This is a genomic window from Thermobifida sp., from assembly GCF_017577275.1.
GTDB classification, from domain to species: domain Bacteria; phylum Actinomycetota; class Actinomycetes; order Streptosporangiales; family Streptosporangiaceae; genus Thermobifida; species Thermobifida fusca.
On sequence record NZ_PITY01000021.1, the window covers coordinates 1 to 15,824 of the forward strand.

The 15,824-nt window shown below is 67.7% G+C and carries 13 protein-coding genes; 7 read left to right on the forward strand and 6 right to left on the reverse strand.

What is annotated here, in order from left to right:
- Positions 1 to 155 precede the first annotated feature (155 nt).
- Both CW348_RS08545 and CW348_RS08550 read right to left on the reverse strand, forming a co-directional pair.
- A complete protein-coding gene (locus CW348_RS08545) occupies positions 156 to 836 on the reverse strand; it encodes a polysaccharide deacetylase family protein (protein WP_227480935.1) in 681 nt (226 codons plus the stop codon).
- 164 nt (positions 837 to 1,000) lie between these two features.
- Positions 1,001 to 2,047, reverse strand: coding sequence for a LacI family DNA-binding transcriptional regulator (locus CW348_RS08550; RefSeq protein WP_011293213.1), 1,047 nt, complete (start codon positions 2,045 to 2,047; stop codon positions 1,001 to 1,003).
- A gap of 169 nt (positions 2,048 to 2,216) precedes the next feature.
- On the opposite strand from CW348_RS08550, the gene CW348_RS08555 reads away from it, so the two are divergent.
- The 5 genes from CW348_RS08555 to CW348_RS08575 all read left to right on the forward strand — a co-directional run bounded on the left by CW348_RS08555 (position 2,217) and on the right by CW348_RS08575 (position 8,127).
- Positions 2,217 to 3,416 (forward strand): endo-1,4-beta-xylanase, encoded by a 1,200-nt coding sequence (locus tag CW348_RS08555; RefSeq protein WP_011293214.1) that lies wholly within the window; start codon positions 2,217 to 2,219, stop codon positions 3,414 to 3,416.
- 836 nt (positions 3,417 to 4,252) lie between these two features.
- Positions 4,253 to 5,410, forward strand: a complete 1,158-nt coding sequence (locus tag CW348_RS08560; protein WP_011293215.1) for a hypothetical protein — start codon at positions 4,253 to 4,255, stop codon at positions 5,408 to 5,410.
- 185 nt (positions 5,411 to 5,595) lie between these two features.
- Positions 5,596 to 6,270: a metalloregulator ArsR/SmtB family transcription factor gene (locus CW348_RS08565; protein WP_011293216.1), complete on the forward strand. Its 675-nt coding sequence runs from the start codon at positions 5,596 to 5,598 to the stop codon at positions 6,268 to 6,270.
- On the forward strand, positions 6,267 to 7,682 hold the full coding sequence (locus CW348_RS08570; protein ID WP_011293217.1) for a multicopper oxidase domain-containing protein: 1,416 nt from the start codon (positions 6,267 to 6,269) through the stop codon (positions 7,680 to 7,682). The genes CW348_RS08565 and CW348_RS08570 overlap by 4 nt, the downstream gene beginning before the upstream one ends.
- Positions 7,683 to 7,686: 4 nt before the next feature.
- Positions 7,687 to 8,127 carry a hypothetical protein gene (locus CW348_RS08575; protein ID WP_011293218.1) on the forward strand — a complete coding sequence of 147 codons (441 nt, stop codon included), beginning with the start codon at positions 7,687 to 7,689 and terminating at the stop codon, positions 8,125 to 8,127.
- A gap of 21 nt (positions 8,128 to 8,148) precedes the next feature.
- Here the strand turns inward: CW348_RS08575 and CW348_RS08580 are convergent, their stop codons facing one another.
- The 4 genes from CW348_RS08580 to CW348_RS08595 form a co-directional block, all read right to left on the reverse strand.
- Complete coding sequence (locus tag CW348_RS08580) at positions 8,149 to 9,342, reverse strand: PP2C family protein-serine/threonine phosphatase (protein WP_104612911.1); 1,194 nt, start codon at positions 9,340 to 9,342, stop codon at positions 8,149 to 8,151.
- 249 nt (positions 9,343 to 9,591) lie between these two features.
- On the reverse strand, positions 9,592 to 10,851 hold the full coding sequence (locus tag CW348_RS08585; protein ID WP_016189307.1) for an FAD-binding oxidoreductase: 1,260 nt from the start codon (positions 10,849 to 10,851) through the stop codon (positions 9,592 to 9,594).
- 96 nt (positions 10,852 to 10,947) lie between these two features.
- On the reverse strand, positions 10,948 to 12,504 hold the full coding sequence (locus tag CW348_RS08590; protein ID WP_041428153.1) for a CdaR family transcriptional regulator: 1,557 nt from the start codon (positions 12,502 to 12,504) through the stop codon (positions 10,948 to 10,950).
- A gap of 335 nt (positions 12,505 to 12,839) precedes the next feature.
- Positions 12,840 to 13,463 (reverse strand): TetR/AcrR family transcriptional regulator, encoded by a 624-nt coding sequence (locus CW348_RS08595; RefSeq protein WP_016189310.1) that lies wholly within the window; start codon positions 13,461 to 13,463, stop codon positions 12,840 to 12,842.
- A 722-nt stretch (positions 13,464 to 14,185) separates the two neighbouring features.
- Between CW348_RS08595 and CW348_RS08600 the strand changes: the two genes are divergently transcribed.
- The gene (locus CW348_RS08600; RefSeq protein WP_038044176.1) at positions 14,186 to 14,470 is read left to right on the forward strand and encodes a hypothetical protein; all 285 of its coding nucleotides are present in this window, start codon (positions 14,186 to 14,188) and stop codon (positions 14,468 to 14,470) included.
- A gap of 112 nt (positions 14,471 to 14,582) precedes the next feature.
- The gene (locus tag CW348_RS08605) at positions 14,583 to 15,770 is read left to right on the forward strand and encodes a glycerol dehydrogenase (RefSeq protein ID WP_011293224.1); all 1,188 of its coding nucleotides are present in this window, start codon (positions 14,583 to 14,585) and stop codon (positions 15,768 to 15,770) included.
- The last annotated feature ends 54 nt before the right edge of the window (positions 15,771 to 15,824 follow it).

Consider the following 15,824-nt stretch of genomic DNA (forward strand, 5'->3'; position numbering starts at 1 on the left):
ATAGAAACCCAAAAGGGCGCCACGCTTTTATGTAAATATGTGTACACCCTCCGTAAAGGGCGCTTTTTCCGACACCGCGGGCAGATCGCGTGGAAGTGTGGCGGCCCGCCCCCCCCCGCCCCCCCCGCCAATAGGCACCGTCCCCAAGCCCCGGATCAGCCCAGACGCAGGACGATCATGCTGGGCTGCACCGGCCGGGCAGGACGTGTGAAGATCCAGTCCTGCGCCTGCCACCGCGGGATCACCTGGTCCACGGCTTGCACGGTCTGGCTGCGGTCGCCGATCCCGTCGTGGAGCAGGACCACCGCCCCCGGGGTGAGCTGCTCGTTGAGCCGCCGCACCAGTTCGCTGGTGCCAGGCTGCTCCCAGTCAGCGACTTCGACCGTCCAGCCCAACGGCTGCATGCCCAGGTCAGCGGCGACCTGCGGGCTCTGTCCCCACGAGCCATACGGAGCCCGGAAGTAGGGGATGCGTGCCCCGGGCACTGCCTCGCGGATGGCTTTGCTGGCTTCGAGCAGGTCAGCTCGGATGTCCGCGGCTGACCAGTCGCCCAAGTCGTCGTGGTGCATCGAGTGGTTGCACAGTGTGTGGCCGTGCAGCACGATCCTGCGGACCAGGTCAGGGTGGTTGCGTGCCTGGTCACCCACCAGGCAGAACACGGCTTTGACCTGGTATTTGTGCAGGACTTCGAGCAGAGCCGGAGTGTTGTCCGGGTCGGGACCGTCATCGAAGGTCAGTGCGACGGTCTTCCCGGCCCTGCCCGTGGTGGTGACGAGGTCGGCGGTCGCCTTGGCATGCGCGGGAGCTGCAATGCCGCAGGTTAAACCGATGGTCAAGACGGAGAGCACGCCGAGTAAGCCGTGCCACCGCTTCGTTTGCCCACAGAGCATGGATGGAAACCTCACACGGGAATCTCCCGGACTTTTCTGCGTCCGGGCAGGTAAAGAGACGCCAAAGAAATCGACTCCGCACAGTCAACGGAGCCTTACATAAAGTAGCGTCATTTTTTGGTTGCTGTGGGCGAAGGAGCGGTGCTGTCTCGAACGATGAGCTCAGTAGCGAGTTCAACGCGAGGACTTTCGATCTCCTCGCTGTCCATGAGTCGACGCAGGGTGCGCACGGCGAGTCGACCCATGTCGTCGAGGGGCTGGCGCACCGTGGTCAGCGGCGGGGACGACCACCGTGCCTGCGGCAGGTCGTCGAAGCCGACCACGCTGACATCGTCGGGGACGCGGAGGCCACGCTGGCGCAGCGCCTCGTAGACGCCGAGAGCCATCTGGTCGCTGGCCGCGAACACCGCCGTCGGCGGATCGTCCAGGTCAAACAGGCGTTCACCGGCGCGGAACCCGGATTCGTAGTTGAATTCCCCGGGAGCGATCAGCTCGGGGTCCACCTCGATTCCCGCTGTTTCCAGGCCGGCCCGGTAGCCGTCGAGGCGGGCGCGGCTGCACCACAGTTCGGGGCGTCCGGCCACGAAGCCGATCCGCCGGTGGCCGAGCTCGATGAGGTGCGTCGTGGCGCTGAGTCCGCCTGCCCAGTTCGTGCAGCCGATCGTGGGCACCGTGAGGTCAGAGAGTCCAACCGGGTCGATGACCACCACCGGAATGTGGAGTTCTTCCAGTTCGGAGCGGAGTTCGGAGTCCAGGTCTGTGGTGACGAGAACCGCGCCGTCGCTGGCCCGGGAGCGGACGTTTTGGAGCCATTTCCGGGTGGAGCTGGCTTGGCGGTGGATGGCGGACACGGCGATGCCGCTGTCCATGCCGTGCGCGGCATCCTCGACTCCGCGGATGATCTCCACTGCCCACGGGCTGTCCAGGTCGTTGAAGACCAGGTCGATGAGGCCGATCCGCTCGCCGCGGCGCTGTCCGTCGCCGCGGCTCCCCCTGCGGCGGTATCCGCGGAGGCGGAGCAGGTTTTCGATGCGTTCGCGGGTCTCGGGTGCTACATCGCCTCGTCCGTTGAGGACGCGCGAGACCGTCGGCGCGGACACACCCGCCTCTGCCGCGATTGCGGAGATCGTCACGGATCGGCTCGGTGTCTCGGCCACGCGTCCTCCTTTTCCTCTGTCTCTCCTTCAAAGTATGAGCGCAGAAGGCCGCGGTCATACCTGAGACGTCGCCCGGTGGTTGACGACCTGCCCCATTGCCTCTAGTGTCCTTCGTCACAATGTTCCGGAAATTTTCGGAAAATATTACGACTCAACCTTAGGGAGTCTGATGAAACCGGTGCGTCTCATCACCGCCGCGCTCACTACTGCGGTGCTGTCTCTCCCCCTCATGGTGGTTCCCGCTAGCGCGGGACCGGTCCACGACCATCATCCCGCTCCCCACTCCAACGCGAAATCCGAGCGGCTGCGCTGGGCTGCCCCCGACGGCTTCTACATCGGCAGCGCGGTCGCGGGCGGCGGCCACCACCTGGAGCAGGACTACCCCGACCCCTTCACCCACGACGGGAAATACCGCAGCATCCTGGCTCAGCAGTTCAGCTCAGTCTCCCCGGAAAACCAGATGAAGTGGGAGTACATCCATCCTGAGCCGGACCGCTACGACTTCGCCATGGCCGACAAGATCGTCGACTTCGCGGAGCGTAACGACCAGAAGGTCCGCGGTCACACCCTGCTGTGGCACAGCCAGAACCCCGAGTGGCTCGAAGAGGGCGACTACTCCCCTGAGGAGCTGCGCGAGATCCTGCGGGACCACATCACCACCGTGGTCGGCCGCTACGCCGGACGGATCCACCAGTGGGATGTGGCCAACGAGATCTTCGACGAGCAGGGCAACCTGCGTACTCAGGAGAACATCTGGATCCGCGAGCTCGGCCCCGGCATCATCGCTGACGCGTTCCGCTGGGCGCACGAGGCAGACCCGAACGCGGAGCTGTTCTTCAACGACTACAACGTGGAGGGCATCAACCCGAAGAGCGACGCCTACTACGAACTCATCCAGGAGCTGCTCGACGACGGGGTTCCGGTCCACGGCTTCTCCGTCCAGGGGCACCTGAGCACCCGCTACGGCTTCCCGGGCGACCTGGAACAGAACCTGCGCCGGTTCGACGAGCTCGGTCTGGCCACGGCGATCACCGAGCTGGACGTGCGCATGGACCTGCCGGCCAGCGGCAAGCCGACCCCGAAGCAGTTGGAGCAGCAGGCCGACTACTACCAGCAGGCGCTTGAAGCGTGCCTGGCCGTGGAAGGCTGCGACTCCTTCACGATCTGGGGCTTCACGGACAAGTACTCCTGGGTGCCGGTGTTCTTCCCCGACGAGGGCGCGGCGACGATCATGACGGAGAAGTACGAGCGCAAGCCCGCTTTCTTCGCGCTGCAGCAGACGCTGCGGGAAGCCCGGTGCGCGGACAGCCCCAAGCCGGGACCGGGCAAGCCGAAGCCGGGCAAGGGCCCCAAGCACGATCACTGCTGAGGCGCTCCGTTCTGAGCTTCGGGGAGGGCACCGCGTGGGGCGGCTGCTCCCTGGGCGTAGCGCTTGACGGCGGGGAGCCGGGACTCCCGGTTCCCCGCCACGGCATGTCTGCCCCTGGCGTGTGCCAGGGGCAGTTTTTCTGCGCTGCACCGGCCGGATGCGTCCCGCGCGGCTTCCATGGGGTGCGAGGCCAGTTGTCAGACCTAGTGGGCGTGCCCGCGGTTGTTCGCGCCGGGCACGGTGCGGCCTAGGGCCGTGGGAGCGTGCTTCCCAGCTTGCGGGCGCAGGCGGTCTCGCGGGGTCTCTCCTCGGCGTCCCGCCAGCGGGATTCTGCGGTGCGGTCCCCTTTTTCCTGGTGGGGAAGAGGATCCTGGACTCCGGTATGCATACCGTTTTTTCGATTTCTGTTCGGATTCCGTCCCCTCACCAGGGTCTGACCTCGAAAACTCCACAGATTGTCCGTAAAGTCCGCTGTATTCGTTCTGCCATCGGCGTGAAATTTCCTTTAACTTATCCGCCCTCGGACGTCAAAAAAATACGAGAGTACCGCGGATCGCCACCGCCATCTCGGCCTCTACGGATTCCGCACAGAAACCGCGCCAGCGGCACAGTCGCATAACCGCTGCTCACCCACGGGATCCCTGACCGGGATTACCCGAATTCTTCCTATTGGTGATCATTCCGCTATTCTTCAGGCAAGAAAACCGCATCTCCCCGCCGGAATCCCGGTTCTCGGGCGGCAGAGACGACACAATCGTCCGTTCCTGCCTCGACCTTTCCACGCCCGAAACGCGGAGAGAGCCCTGTTCCCCCCAGGACGATCCGAAGGACGAACCGTGACGAACACCAGACGGTCTCCGCAGACCCCGGTTTCCGCACTCCTCGCCCTCCTGCTCCCACTGGCAGCCTGCGGCGGAGACGGGACCTCGAGCGCCCCACCCACGCCAGAGGACCGGGGCGTCACTGCTGAGACGCTGTCCGGTTTCGCCCGGCTGGCGGAGAGCTCGTCGGGAAAGACCGTCTACCTCACCTTTCACGACGTGGATGACGGAGTCCAGAAGCTCTTCCTCGACCTCACCGAACTGACGGACCGCTCCGCGAACTACATGTTCTTCCTGGACACCACGGACTTCGCGTTCTCCGCGGACTTCCGCCACGCCGCCTACGAGACCTCGGAAGGAGAAATCCGGCTCGCCGAGCTGGACGCCGACAGCCGCTCCTACCATGTGACCGCGGTCCTCGCGCCGGACGAAGCAGCGCCGGAGACCGAGGACGTGTACGGCGTCGGAAGCGAGGAATCCGAAGCCGAAGTCTCCTACCAGTCCCCGCAGTTCTCCCCGAACGGCAGCGAATTGTGGTTCGAAGAACGGCGCGAAGGGGAGGAGAAATACCGGGTACTCGCGGTGCCCACTGACGCTCCTCTCGACAATCCCCCGGAGGAACGGGGCGAGGTGCCGCACGATTCTCTTCCCCTCGAAGAGTATGAAGGGGCTCTTCTCCTCAAAGGTCCGGAAGGCTCTTTCATCCCTAAAGCCGCCTACACCGCCACTACGGACAACAAACTCCAGATATTGACCTCTCCTCGAGGGGCAGCCACCCAAGAATTCCACTTCCTCACCGACGGGACCCGGGTCGCCTCGCGGAATTTCCTCCCCGGGCCGTCGGGGAACTTCGTCGGCCTCCTGCCGAAGGACGGGCAGGGGGGTGAGGTCGACCACTCCACGCTGCGGACGTTCAAACTGTCCCCGGACGGCGAAGTCTCCGACGTGGAAGAGCTCGTCACACTCTCCGGGAAGAAGATCGAGCGCATCTGGACGGACTTCGACAACAACCGCTACGTCCTCTACGCGGACGGTACCTACTACGGTTTCCCGTTCCACGCCCGGGGCGGCTCACCGACGGAGCTGTTCTCCGAGTTCACCTTCGACGACTCCGTCTCCCACCGCACCGACTCGGCACGCATTCTCGGCATCATCCCCAAGCAGGGCACGTAGCGGGCACGCCCAGCAGTCGTGACGGCCCCGCCGGTCCCGCCGGTGAGGGCCGTTGTTTCTTCCGCAAAGCAGCCGCGACGCGCACGCCCCACCGCCGTACCAGGGGAAACGCTTCACTACCACCCCCGAATTTTTACGGCGATCACCGTATTTACACTGGGAGCGTGGGAAGTGAGGACGGGACCGTGCGAACTCCAGGCATCGACCCCGGCGAACACCGGGTCTTCGCGGACCCGAGCCGGGTGGCTGTCTGGGAAGCCCTCCGCCGTGCCCCAGGTCCGCTCACCGTTCAGGACCTCGCCCAGCGTGTAGGGCTCCACGCCAACACTGTCCGCGGCCATCTAGCGATCCTCGCGGAACGCGGATACGTGACCAGCGCCCCTGAGGAACGCGACCAGCCCGGCCGCCCCCGCCTGCTCTATTCCGCGGTCACAGACGAGACCGCTGCCCTGCGCAACTACCGGCTGCTCGCGGAAATGCTCGTCGACTACCTCGCGGAAACAGCGGCCGACCACGCCGCCGCCGCGATCGACGCCGGCCGCAGCTACGGCCGCCGCATGGTGCATGCACCGCAGGCGGGCGAGCGGGTCGATGCCGACACCGCGATCCGCGCCGTGGCCACGCTGCTGGACCAGGCCGGTTTCCGTCCCCGCCGCAGCGCAGCCGGCATCGACCTGCACCGCTGCCCGTTCCGGGAACTCGCCGAATCCGCCCCCGACATCGTCTGCGGCATCCACCTGGGCATGATGCGCGGCGTGCTCGCCGAACTGGGCGCCCCCGTGGAGGCGGTGCGGCTGCGGCCCTTCGCGGAACCCGACCGCTGTGTCGCAGAACTCCGGCCCCGTAAGGAGACAGAGTGAACGCCGACACCCTCCTGTGGTCCCTGCTGCTCGGCGTCATCGTCGTCGCTGCCGCGGCGGCGATCATCATCCCCACCGTGCGGAACAGCAGCACGGCTCCCCCGCCCGGGGCGGTAGGGACCGCGCTGGGTGCGGCGCTCACCGCCGCTGCCCTCGGCATAGCGGGCAGCGGAACCGCTCCCGCCTCCGAAGTGCCCGCGGGCTCCGGCCAGGTCCGTACCGTCGACGTGGTGCTGGGCGACATGACCGTCTCCCCGTCCCACGTCACCGTCGCGCCCGGCGACTCCCTCGTCCTCCGCGTGCGCAACGAGGACACTCAAGTCCACGACTTGGTGGTGGAGACCGGGGCCCGCACGCCCCGGCTTGCGCCAGGTGACAGCGCCACCCTGCAGGTCGGCACGGTGACCGAGCCCATCGACGCCTGGTGCACTGTGCTCGGGCACAGCGCCGCGGGCATGCGGATGCGGATCGACACCACTGACACTGCGGACAGCGCTGACAGCCCCGACACGCCCGCTGGTGCGGACAGCGGTCCGCCCGCACCGCTCCCCCTGTCCGCGGAGATGAGCGACGACTGGCAGCCCCGCGACGCTGTCCTGCCGCCCGCGCCGGACCGCACCGAACACGAAGTGGAGATCCGGGTCACCGAAACCGAGCTGGAGGTCGCCCCCGGGGTGCGGCAGAGCGTGTGGACGTTCGGCGGCGACGTCCCCGGCCCTGTGCTGCGCGGCAAGGTCGGCGACGTGTTCACCGTGACCTTCGTCAACGACGGCACGATGGGCCACGGCATCGACTTCCACGCCAGCAGTCTCGCCCCGGACGAGCCGATGCGCACGATCAATCCGGGCGAGCGCCTCACCTACCGGTTCCGCGCGGAGAAAGCCGGTGCCTGGGTGTACCACTGTTCGACCTCGCCCATGCTGCAGCACATCGGCAACGGCATGTACGGCGCGGTCATCATCGACCCGCCCGACCTTGAGCCGGTCGACCGTGAATACCTGCTGGTCCAAGGAGAGCTGTACCTGGGCGAGCCGGGCAGCGCCGACCAGGTCGCCCGGATGCGGGCGGGTGAGCCGGACGCGTGGGTGTTCAACGGGGTCGCCGCCGGCTACGCCCACGCGCCGTTGACCGCCGAGGTCGGGGAGCGCGTCCGGATCTGGGTGGTGGCGGCCGGTCCCACCAGCGGAACGTCTTTCCACATCGTCGGCGCCCAGTTCGACACCGTCTACAAGGAGGGTGCCTACCTGGTGCGCCGTGGCGACGCCGGGGGCGCGCAAGCGCTCGACCTGGCGGTCGCCCAAGGCGGTTTTGTCGAAACAGTGTTCCCCGAAGCGGGCTCCTATCCCTTTGTCGACCATGACATGCGGCATGCCGAGAACGGGGCCCGCGGCTTCTTCACGATCACGGAGTGAAACGGTGCTGACGATCTGGACAGTGGTGCGGTTTCTCCACGTACTCGGCGCTGCACTGTGGGTGGGCGGGCAGCTCACCGTGTCCCTGGTGGTGTTGCCGCTGGCCCGGCGCAGCCTGGACGACGAACGGCGCGCCACCCTGTTGACCGCGGTCGGCCGACGGTTCGGCATTCTTACCGCGGCGTTCTTCCTGCCGTTGCAGATCGGCACCGGTGTCGCCTTGGCGTGGCGGAAGGGCGTGACATGGGAGTCGCTGCTCCTGCCCGGCTACGGGCAGATCCTGACCGCCAAACTCGTGCTGTTTGCTCTGGTGATGGTGGCGGCGGCACTGCACGGCGAAGCGAGTTCGCGGGGATACCCAGTCTTCGCCCGGGTGATGGCGATCACCAGCGTGGTGGCCTCGGTGGGGGTGATCGCGCTGGCCGCTGCCCTGCCCGCCACCTGACCGGCGGCCGGGGTTGACAGGTCAGCGGGCGGCCTGCCGGGGCGGCTCTGCCACGGGGGCGGCGCTCCGCTCCCGGTACAGGGTCAGCACGGTCATATCGTCGCGGTAGTCCTCCTCGGTGAACTCGCCCAGGTCCGCGGCGATCCGTTCGATGAGCTGTTCCGCGGGCACGTTCCGCCACCCGCGGAGGCGTTCTTTCAAGGGGTAGAACTTCCCGTCGCGGTTGCGTGCCTCGGTGACCCCGTCCGTGCACAGCAGGAGGGTCGCCTCCGGGGGTAGGGAGAACTCTTGGATGACCCGGGCCTGGGGGACGAGGCTGCCCAAGCCCAGCGGGGCGCTGGGGTCGTGCGGGACTGCTGGACCGGCGTACTGGGGGCACACCACGTAGGGCGGGAGGTGGCCGCAGTTGATGACCCGCACCCGGCCCTGGTCGTCGATGTCGAGGAGGAGCGCGGTGACGAACCGTTCCGGCTCTTGGACCTGTTTGGCGTAGATGTTGTACCGCACCACTGAGGTGTCCAGTACATCCGCTAGTTGGATGAGGTCTTTGATGTGGTAGGCGGCGCTGCGGAAAGCGCCGAGGACGGAGAACGCGGTGCCGACCGCGGGCAGGCCTTTGCCTTGGACGTCGGCGATCATCACCCTTAACCCGAAAGGGGTACGGACCACTTCGTAGATGTCGCCGCCCACCATCTGGTTCTCTTCGACGGGCCGGTAGTGGCCGTCGACGATGAGCCCGGACACCCGTGCGGGCAGCGGGCGGAGGATCCGCCGTTGGAGCTCGGCGACGGTCGACCGCAGCTGGCGGACTTCTTCTTCGTGGGAGCGCCGCCGGTACTCTTCTTCGGCGCTGCGGATGCGGTACCAGCTCGCTGCGATGCTCAGCACCGCCAGGACTGCGGCGAGCACGAGCCCGTACAGTTCTTGGCCGGAGATCCCGTCCCGCGAGGCGTACACCATGAAAGCGACAAGGTAGGTCCACCCGGCGATGATGGCGGTCTGCTGCAGTGTGCCGACCGTGGCGACGATCGCGGGAAGAAAAACGAGAAACGGAACGAGCGGCGCAAGCGCTCCCACCACGAAGCTGAGGGTGAGGACAAGCGAAATCCCCAGCGAGGCCCAGAACACGACCGTGCCCAGGGTGGACGACCGTCGTGGCCCCGCACTGAGGGGGCGTCCCTGTTCCACGGCTCCGCCAGCACCGGCAGTCCGCATCACGATCTCCTCTTCCCGGTGTGCTGTCCGTGTGTGATCCGGTAACCGGTACCCACCAGGAAAAACAGCACACCGGTGACGTTCTTGTCCCGAGGCCGGTGGACCATAACGCTGACTACGGGGAATGCGGGCCGTGGCACCTGCCGGGCACGCGAGTAAAAAAGGGGCCCGCCTCGGGTTCCGCGGTGCCGGAACCGGGGCGGGCCCCTCCTCCCTCCCCACCAGGGAGTGGTCGCTGCTGCGCCCGGGTTAGCGCAGCGGGTCGAATGCGGCCAGTGCTTCCGGCCGCTTTCCGGTGGTGATCTGTTCGGCGAGGAGACGGCCGGTGATCGGACCGAGGGTCAGCCCCCACATACCGTGGCCTCCCGCAACGTAGACGCCTGGTGCTTTCGTCGCTCCGATCAACGGCAGCCCGTCCGGGGTGACCGGGCGCGGGCCGACCCATTCGTCGGTGCGGTCCTCCCAGGAGATCCCTTCCATGAGCGGGCGTGCCGAGGCGATGATCGCGCGGATCCGCCCCGGGTCCAGAGGGTCGTCAGGCCCGCGGAACTCCATCGTGCCCGCGACCCGCAGTTTGCCCTGGTAGGGGGTGCAGGCTACGCGCACGGCGGGCAGGTACAGGGGGCCGGGCACGGGTTGCTCGGTGGGCACGGTGAACGAGTATCCGCGTCCCGCCTGCACGCGGGTGCGGACCCCCAGTTTGCGGGCGAGCCCGGTGATCCACGATCCGGCGGCCAGCACCACCACGTCGCCGCGCACGCTCTCCCCTGTCGTCGAGCGGACCGCGATCGCCCCGGAGTCCGGCCGGATGTCGGTGACGGTGAACCCTTCGCGGAGGGTGCCGCCGCGTTTCACCACGGCTTCGCCGAGCGCCTTCGTGTACGCTCCCGGGTCCACGTAGCGCTGCCCGTCCAACCGGATCGCGAGTTCCACCCGCTGCGACACTTGCGGCATCCGCTCCCGCAGCTCGTCCCCGGTCATCTCGGCGAAACCGATCTCCTGGCCGGAGTCGCGGATCAGCCGCAGCTCCCGCAGCAGGTCCGCGGCTTGGGCGCGTTTTTCGAAGGCCGCGGTGATCGGCGCGTCCACTGTCGGCACGGTGATGCCGTTCTCCGCCAACTGGTCGTAGGCGTCCAAACACTGCGAGTTGATGGGGATGAACCCTTGCATGGACCGGCGCCACGCCCGCATGGTGCAGTGGGCGGCGAACCGCAGCAGGAATCCCCACAAGCCCACGTCGACACGGATCGGAACGTAGAGGGGGGCATTGCGGTCCAGCAGCGACCGCAGTCCGTAGCGCAGGACGGACGGTTCAGGCAGCGGGATCGACAGTCCCGGGGAGATCCATCCCGCGTTGCCCCATGACGCGCCTGCCGCCACGCTGTCCCGGTCGACCACGGTCACGTCCACGCCCCGCTCCTGCAGGAACCAGGCGGTCGACAGGCCGACCATTCCGGCCCCAATGACCACCGCGGTGCGCGGTGCGCCTCCGTCTCGTGTCTGGTTCATCGCCGCTCCCCACAAAGCTCCACAGACCTTCCCTCTGCTCTGAGCATGGCGGACAATCTCGCGGAGCGGTCTATTCGGTGTGAACAAATCCACAAGTCAGGACTGTTCGCGGAGAACAAAAGGACCGTCGGCCTCTACTGCGAGAGCGATCGCGAGCGCGAGGTTGGTGCGGGGGCAGTCCAGGTCGACACGGGCGATCTCGGCCATGCGGCGCATCCGGTAGCGGACCGTGTTGGGGTGGACGCCCAGCAGGTCGGCGGCGGCCCGGTGGTCGCCTTGGGCGTCGAACCAGGCGCGGAGTGTCTCCACGTGGCGGGTGCCGTGCTCGTGGTCGTGGCGGGCGAGGCGCGCCACGGGGTGGCCCGCAGGAATCCGTCCGGTGGCGGCGACCCGGCGGAGCCGGCCCAGCAGGATCTCGTCCCAGTCGTCGTCGTAGCTGACTGCGATCCGCCCCCGCGGGTGGGCGGCGTGCAAGGTCAGGCTTTCGTCGGCTTCCTGGCGGCTTTCGGTGAGCTGGTCGATGTCGGCGGGTCCGCCGATCCCCGCGTGCACTTCCACGTCGGACGGCAGGGCGGCGACCACTCCGGCGATCCAGTCGCGGGCCCGGGCCACGCCGGTATCGGGGAGCACCGTGTAGACGGTGGTGCCGAACAGGGCGCTGCGTCCCGGACGTGCCCACCCGAATCCGGTGGTGACGTGTTCGAACACCAGCAGGGCTGCGGCGTGCTGGTCGTCGCCGACGTGTGCTTGCAGGGCCACGACCCGGAACGGGCCGACGGGCAGGCCGAGCTGGGCGGTCACCAGCGCATCGCCGCGGCCTTCGAGGAGTTGGATCACCCCGTCGGATTCGACTTGGCGTTCCAGGTCGGCGCTGGCGCGGGCGCGCAGCAAGTGCAGGGCCACGGTGCGGGCCCCGCTTTCCAAAGCGGCGGCGCGCGCCGGGGGGAGGGGTGCTTCGGCGTCCACCCAGATGGAGCCGAGGAGTTCCCGTCCGGCGCGGACGGCGACCACGACACGCCCGTTGAGCCCGTGTTCGGGCATGGGTGGCACGAACAGCGGCTGGTCGGATTCGGCGAGGTGCGCGAAGACGCCGCGTTCCGCGAGGGCGAGCCGGACGGGTTCGGGGACGCGCCGGCCCAGGATGGTGCGGGCCCGGGCACGGTCGGTGTGTTCTTGGAGGCTGGAGTAGGCGAGGACGCGGGACAGGACGTCTTCGACCGTGACCGGCCCGCCGACGGCGCCGGCGATCGTGTCTGCGAGCGCGAACAGGTCGGTGGGGCCGCGGCCCGCCTCGGTTTCTTGGCCTTCCAGGACGAGCCCGTAGGCGACCGCGGCGAGCTGGCTCCACGACACGGCCGGGTCGAGGACGGCGATCGCGATCTCCTCGTGGCGGGCCCGGGACAGCACGTCGCTGTCCGGGGGTGTTTCGGCGCGGACCAGCACGACGACGGCGTTGGCTGCGGCCGCGAGGTCGACGGCGTGGGCGACGCTGGCCACTCCCACGGCGAGGAAGACGTCACCGCCGACCGGCCGAGGGTCGGTGGGATCGTAGGTGACGACGCTGCGCAGTTCTGCCTGGCGCATCCGCGGGTCGCAGTAGAGCCGGACTCCGAAGCGTCCCAGGACGTTGACTAACCGGTCGAGCCTGATCATCCGCTTTCCCCACTCCCGTGTGTGGAACGCCCTCATCTTCCCTGTGTCGGGATGGGCGCGGATTCGGTGCGGACTGTGCTGGTGGTTGTTCTGGAAGGGGCGGCCGGGTGGCGGGCCTGCTGCGGCCAGCCGTACGGGGGAGGCAGCCCGTTCCGTGGTGGTCCGGGCCCCGGTGGTGCAGCGCCGCTGGGCGCGGGCCGGCACCGGGTCCGGATGTGCGTCCTTCCCGCAGCCCACCTCTCCCCTACCACGGGGATGGGGTCAGTATCCTCGGGTTTTCTTCCGGGGCGGGGAGGTTTCCCGGTTCCGGTTCTGGATCGGCAATGCCGGGCCGCTCAGGCGGGGCGGCGGTAGCCGTTGAGGAGCAGCCGCGTGATCTGTTCGACGACTTCGTCGGCGGAGAGTCGGCCTTCGGGGTCGTACCAGCGGTATGTCCAGATCGCGGCGCCGAGCAGGGTCGCCGTGGCGACGGTTGGGTCGACGTCGAGCAGTTCCCCGGTGGCCACGCCTTCGGCGTAGAGGCGCTGCATGATCTCGGTGTATTCGCGTTCCCGTTTGCGCATCTCCCGTTCCCGTTCGGGGGAGAGGAGACCGCGCTCGTTGTAGAAGACCGTGTTGGCGTCGAGGTTCCGCAGGATGGTGCGGGTGTGCTCAACGAGGAGGGCGTGGATGCGTTCCCCGGGGCTGCCGGGACCGGCCGCAATGGCGTGGAATCGTTCCAGGGCCTCGTCCACGATGCTGTTCACGATCGCGAACAGCACGTCTTCTTTGCTTTTGAAGTAGTAGTAGATGGCCGGTTTGGTGAATCCGATGCGGTCCGCAATGTCGTCCAGGGACGTGGCGTAGTAGCCCTTTTCGCGGAAGAGTTCGGTGGCGACCTTGATGATCTGGGTACGCCGATCGTTGCCGGTCCGTCCCCGGGTGTGGCCCTGCCGTTTGTCTGTTGTTGCCTCAGCCATCACATGGTCCGAATCGGATCGTTGTCCCACGCGGGTCCCGGTGCCGTGGGGGCGGCCGGGTCGGCGCGGGCGGCACCGGTTGGTCGGAAACGCTTCTGCTCCCTCCCGCTGGCCGGGCGTGCGGCGCGGCAGGGCAGTGTCTTGACCGAGCCATCGTATCCTTCCCGATCCTTCCGGGACAGGAGTCGGCTGGCCCACGTTGCAGCGTGCTCGACTGCCCGCTGCGGTGAGGGGCCGGTTTTCTCCCCGATCCGCCAAACAGTGTCCTCTCTGGCGTCTTTCGTGAGATTTCTCCCTCGAACTCCGGAAGTCCGTCATTTTTTGGCGCGGCTCAGGATAGAGTTTGGGTAGGCCCGGTAAGCGCCGATTCTCTTTCCTTCTCCCGGTACCCCGGAATGACGTGCCGCTTCCGTGTGCCTTCTTGTCGCCTGAGCACTCCGGACCTGTCAGGGACACCATCCTCGACGGGGATCGGGCACGTTGCACCGATCAATCCGGACCGCGGGCTGCTCTCCCCCGCAGGTGCTCTGGTGATCGCAGACGACCTTCTACTGCTGAAAACGCGGGCCACCTTTCCCGTTTCCAGCAGTGGCTGGTCTGTCTCCTGTCCTCCGCGAACCGCGCACCGGTGCTGGGGGACACTCGCCTCCGCACCGTCGCGGAAGGCATCCCAGCCATCATCGCCAGCACGCCCTTCCTACGGCGTCCCTCGTCGAAGGTTAGTGACCGTGTACCAGCTCATCCCCTCCGAAGAGCTGCGCCGCGCCCGGGCGGAGTTCCCTCACTACGAGATCTGTGTACTCCACGACGATGCCGGCATCCCGGAGGTAACAGCCGTCCTCAAACCTCCCTATCAAGGCATCGGCCTGGCTGTCCTGGTGTGTGCTGCTTCAGTGTCTGAACTGGTCCACACGCTGCGCACTGCGCCTAAGGCGAAACTGCCGCGACGCGACCCGAACCGTCGCTACTGGCCTCGGCCGTGGGAGCTGCGCCCCCGTCCGCAGTGAGCTGTGCGCGGGCCGTCCCAGGCGACAGCAAAACTCGCTGCTGCTGGAGAAGCGCGACCGCGAATGTGGGTAGAGCGGTTTCCCACACCGTCAGAGACGAACGAGGGGAACCATGGCGAAGACAACCACGATGCCGACGACGCGGTCGCTGCTCGCCCCGGGGCGGTATGTGCAGGGGCGGGGGGTTCTCGCGGATCTCGGCACCTATGTCGCAGCGATCGGGTCCGTGCCGCTGATCCTGGCTGATCCCGTGGTCCGGCAGTTGACGGAGGCCACGGTGACCGAGTCGTTCCGGCAGGCGGGGCTCGCGGTGCGGTTCGAAGAGTTCGGCGGGATCCCCACCGCCGCTGAGGCGCGGCGGGTCGCCGACGTGCTCTCTGACCGCGGCTGCGACGTGATCATCGGTCTCGGCGGCGGTTCGACGATCGACACTGCCAAGGCTGCCGGGGACAACGCGGGGATCCGGTGGGTGAGCGTGCCGACGGTGGCGTCCACGGACGCCCCCACTTCGGCGCTGTCGGTCGTCTACAGCGAGGAAGGCGTCTTCGAAACCTACCGGTTCTACTCGCGCAACCCCGACCTTGTCCTCGTGGATACGCAGCTCGTCGCCAACGCTCCGGCACGGTTCCTGGTCTCGGGTATCGGGGATGCGCTCGCCACGTGGATCGAAGCGCGCGCCGTGCAGCGGGCGAACGGCCCCACGCTCGCCGGGGGAATGGCGACGCACACCGGGATCGCGTTGGCCAAACTGTCGTGGGACCTGTTGTGGGAGAACGCGCTGCCAGCGGTCGAGGCGGTGCGGAGCAACCTGGTCACCCCCGCCGTGGAGGCGGTGGTGGAGGCGAACACGCTGCTGTCCGGTCTCGGGTTCGAGTCGGGAGGCTTGGCGGCGGCGCACTCGGTCCACGACGGGTTGACGGTCGTGCCCCACACCCACCACCTCATGCACGGCGAGAAGGTGAACATCGGGTCGATCACCCAGCTCATCTTGGAGGCGGCGGCAGCCGAGGAGATCCGCGAGTTCATCGAGTTCACCGCGCGGCTCGGACTGCCGACCACGTTGACGGAGGCAGGCCTGGGCCACGTGGACGACGAAGTGCTCCGCATGGTGGTGGAGGCGGCGCTCGCCCCGGAGGAGACGATCCACAACCTGCCGTTCTCGGTTTCGGAGAACGACCTGTTGGACGCGTTGAAGATGGTGGAAGAGCTGGGGCGGTCGGTCCGTGCCGAGGCTGGACTGCCCGAGCCTCGCGCCCCGCAGGAGGAGCGTCCGCCGGTGCCGGCCGCCCGCATGGCGTAGGTGGGAAAGGGTCGGGGCAGGAGGGCCGTGCCGCAGGGACGGCTGCCCTCCCGC